Consider the following 3,330-nt stretch of genomic DNA (forward strand, 5'->3'; position numbering starts at 1 on the left):
GGGATGGGCTAATGGGCATGGGGCAGTTCGATGCGGAAGTGGGCACCCTGGCGCTGGGGCAGCAGGGTGATGCGGCCCCCGTGGGCCAGAATGTACTCGTGCACGATGGACAGGCCGATGCCGGTGCCGCGCACGGCGCCGCTCGGTTGCCGTTCGCCACGGTAGAAGGGTTCGAAGATGCGGTCGCGGTCGGCCTCGGCCACGCCCGGGCCCTGGTCCACGATGTCGATGCAGGCGCGGCCCGGCAGGTCCAGCAGCACCAGGCGGATGTGGCCACCGGGCGGCGAGAAACGGATCGCGTTGGACAGCAGGTTGCCCACCGCCGAGGCGATCTTCTCGCGGTCCAGTGGCATCGTGGTCGGCACGCCCTCGACGCGCACGTTCAGCGACTGGGCCTGCCACTGCAGGCGCTGGGTGTCCACCTGGTCCTCGAGCAGTGCCAGCAGGTCGGTGCGCTCGCGCTTGAGCTGGCGGGCTTCGAAGGCCGCCGCGTTGAAGCGCAGCAGCGCCTCGATCTGGTGCTGCAGCAGCTGCGTGTTGTGCTGCAGGATGTTCACCACCTCGGCCTGGCTGGGGTTGAGCGCGCCGGCCACGCCGTCGCCCAGCACCGCCACGCCTTCGTGCAGCGAGGCCAGCGGCGTCTTGAGTTCGTGCGAGATGTGGCGCAGGAAACGCGCCTTGTCGGCATCGAGCTCGGTCAGCCGCAGGCGCAGCCATTCGAGCTGCTGGCTCACGCGGCGCACGTCGGACGGTCCGCGAATGTCGATCGGCACGTCGAGCCGGTTTTCGCCCAGGCCCTGGATGGCCTTCTCCAGCCGCTTGAACGGCCGCGCGAGCCAGATGCCGAAGCCCAGCGCCAGGATGGCCGCGATGCCGATGGAGCCCACCACCTGCTGCGTGAGTTCCTGTCGGCTGGTCTCGAAGCGGGCCTGCAGGGCCTCGTTGCGGCCGGTGATGATGGACTGCACCTTCTGCGCGATGGACGCGCTGTGGCCGTCGATCTCGCGAAAGGCCTGCGCCACCTCGCGCTCGCGGTCCAGCGCGGTTTCGGGCGGGCCGTCCAGCAGCACGGTGATCGCGTCCAGCCGGTCGCGCCAGTTGGTGGCGAAGTCGGGCGGCAGTTCGTTGTCCTCGAGCCGGCGCAGGATGTCGCGCGCGTTGCCGGCGGCTTCGTCGAAGCGCTGGCGCAGCTGCCGGTCGCGCAGCACCAGCGACTGGCGCGCCGCGCGCTCCATGGTCAGGCTGCGCTCGGAGAGCGACTGCGCGGCGGTCGACAGCGCGATCGCCTGCGCCGCGCTCTCGCGGCTCTGCGCCATCAGGGTCTCGAGCGAGAACAGCGCGCGCACCGCCGCCACGCCGAGCAGCGCCCCGATCAGCAGGAAGGCGACCAGCAGCAGCTGCTGGAAGGAGAAGCGCAGCGGTTTCACCGAGGGGTGCTCAATCCAGAAACACCGCGGAACCGGCTTTGCCGGGCGGCAGGTGTTGCCCCATCGAGGGGGTCGCGCGCAGCGCTGCGGGGGTGATTTCCAGACTGCCGCGCAGCGAATGCGGGCGCGCCTCGGTGATGCGCACGTCGAGCATCTGGCCGAGCAGGCGCTCGGCCCGCGGGCCGCCGTCGAAGTTGACGATGCGGTTGCACTCGGTGCGGCCCATCAGCTCGAGCTCGCCGTTCTTGCCGGGGCGGCGCGAGCGGCCCTCCACCAGGATGCGCTGCACCGTGCCTTCGCGGCTGGCGCTGATGCGGCGCACGTTTTCCTCGATGACGGCCTGCAGGTGCTGCAGCCGCTTGAGCTTGACCTCGTGCGGCGTGTCGTCGGTGAGGTTGGCCGCCGGCGTGCCGGGGCGCGGGCTGAAGATGAAGCTGAAGCTGGTGTCGAAGCCCACGTCGGTGATGAGCTTCATCATCTTCTGGAAGTCGTCCTCGGTCTCGCCAGGGAAGCCGACGATGAAGTCGCTGCTCATGGCCAGCTCGGGCCGGATCGCGCGCAGCTTGCGGACGGTGCTCTTGTATTCCATGGCGGTGTAGCCGCGCTTCATCGCCATCAGGATGCGGTCGCTGCCGTGCTGCACCGGCAGGTGCAGGTGGTTCACCAGCTGCGGGATCTTGCCGTAGGCCTCGATCAGGCGCGGCGTGAACTCGTTGGGGTGGCTGGTGGTGTAGCGGATGCGCTCGATGCCAGGGATCTCGGCCACGTACTCCAGCAGCAGGGCGAAGTCGGCGATCTCGCTGGTCTCGCCCATCGCGCCGCGGTAGGCGTTCACGTTCTGGCCCAGCAGCGTCACTTCCTTCACGCCCTGGTCGGCCAGGCCCGCGACCTCCACCAGCACGTCGTCGAACGGGCGGCTGACCTCTTCGCCGCGCGTGTAGGGCACGACACAGTAGCTGCAGTACTTGGAGCAGCCTTCCATGATGGACACGAAGGCCGAGGCGCCCTCGACCTTGGCCGGCGGCAGGTGGTCGAACTTCTCGATCTCGGGGAAGCTGATGTCCACCTGCGGCAGCGCCTGGCGCGCGCGCTGGTTGAGCAGCTCGGGCAGGCGGTGCAGGGTCTGCGGGCCGAACACCACGTCCACATAGGGCGCGCGCTTGATGATCTCGGCGCCTTCCTGGCTGGCCACGCAGCCGCCCACGCCGATCAGCACGCCCTTTTCCTTGAGGTGCTTGACGCGGCCGAGGTCGCTGAACACCTTCTCCTGCGCCTTCTCGCGCACCGAGCAGGTGTTGAAGAGGATCAGGTCGGCCTCTTCCACGTCCTGCGTGGGCTCGTAGCCTTGCGCGGCGCCCAGCACGTCGGCCATCTTGTCCGAGTCGTACTCGTTCATCTGGCAGCCGAAGGTTTTGATAAAGACTTTTTTGCTCATGGGGAATTCCGTTCGGGAAAGGGCGTCGCGCCGCGGGCGCGCGCCATGGGCGGGGCCGCGGCCATGGTGACCGCGGCAGGCGCCGGGGGACTCAGTTCGTGGTGCGGGCCGGCGCGCCGGCGGGCAGGGTCTGTTGCGACTCGAAGACGAAGTTGCGCTGCGTGCCGTAGCCCGGGCGCTTGACCTTCGCTTCGGCCTCGGTCAGCAGCCACACCTGGTGGACCTGACCGCGCTGGTCGAGGGTGTAGTTCACCACCAGTTCCTGGTTGACCAGGGTGGAGGACATCACCAGCTTGTTGGTGCTGTCGAGGATGCGCGCGCCCGGTGCGAAGCGCGTGGCGCGGTCGTCCATGGCCACCAGTGGCGGTTGCACCACCACCATGGTGCCGCGCAGCGCCTTGGCCGGGAACTCGCGTTGCACGGCCTGCGCGTGGGCGGCGCTGGCGGGAATCAGGGGGAGGGTGGCGG

At 69.1% G+C, this 3,330-nt stretch carries 3 protein-coding genes; all 3 read right to left on the bottom strand.

The window, feature by feature from the left end; genetic code table 11:
• Positions 1 to 8: 8 nt before the first annotated feature.
• Positions 9 to 1,427, bottom strand: a complete 1,419-nt coding sequence (locus tag AC3WPZ_RS27770; RefSeq protein ID WP_382154698.1) for a sensor histidine kinase — start codon at positions 1,425 to 1,427, stop codon at positions 9 to 11.
• 10 nt (positions 1,428 to 1,437) lie between these two features.
• Positions 1,438 to 2,862 carry a tRNA (N6-isopentenyl adenosine(37)-C2)-methylthiotransferase MiaB gene (gene miaB / locus AC3WPZ_RS27775; protein WP_444687308.1) on the bottom strand — a complete coding sequence of 475 codons (1,425 nt, stop codon included), beginning with the start codon at positions 2,860 to 2,862 and terminating at the stop codon, positions 1,438 to 1,440.
• A 91-nt stretch (positions 2,863 to 2,953) separates the two neighbouring features.
• The coding region (locus AC3WPZ_RS27780; RefSeq protein WP_492442576.1) for a hypothetical protein at positions 2,954 to 3,330 on the bottom strand (377 nt) is incomplete at its 5' end.

Source organism: Hydrogenophaga sp. FW305-3-2-15-A-LB1 (assembly GCF_058787875.1).

Excerpts from the sequence above, each read along its gene's own strand:
- miaB (WP_444687308.1), bottom strand. The coding sequence starts at position 2,862 with ATGAGCAAAAAAGTCTTTATCAAAACCTTCGGCTGCCAGATGAACGAG.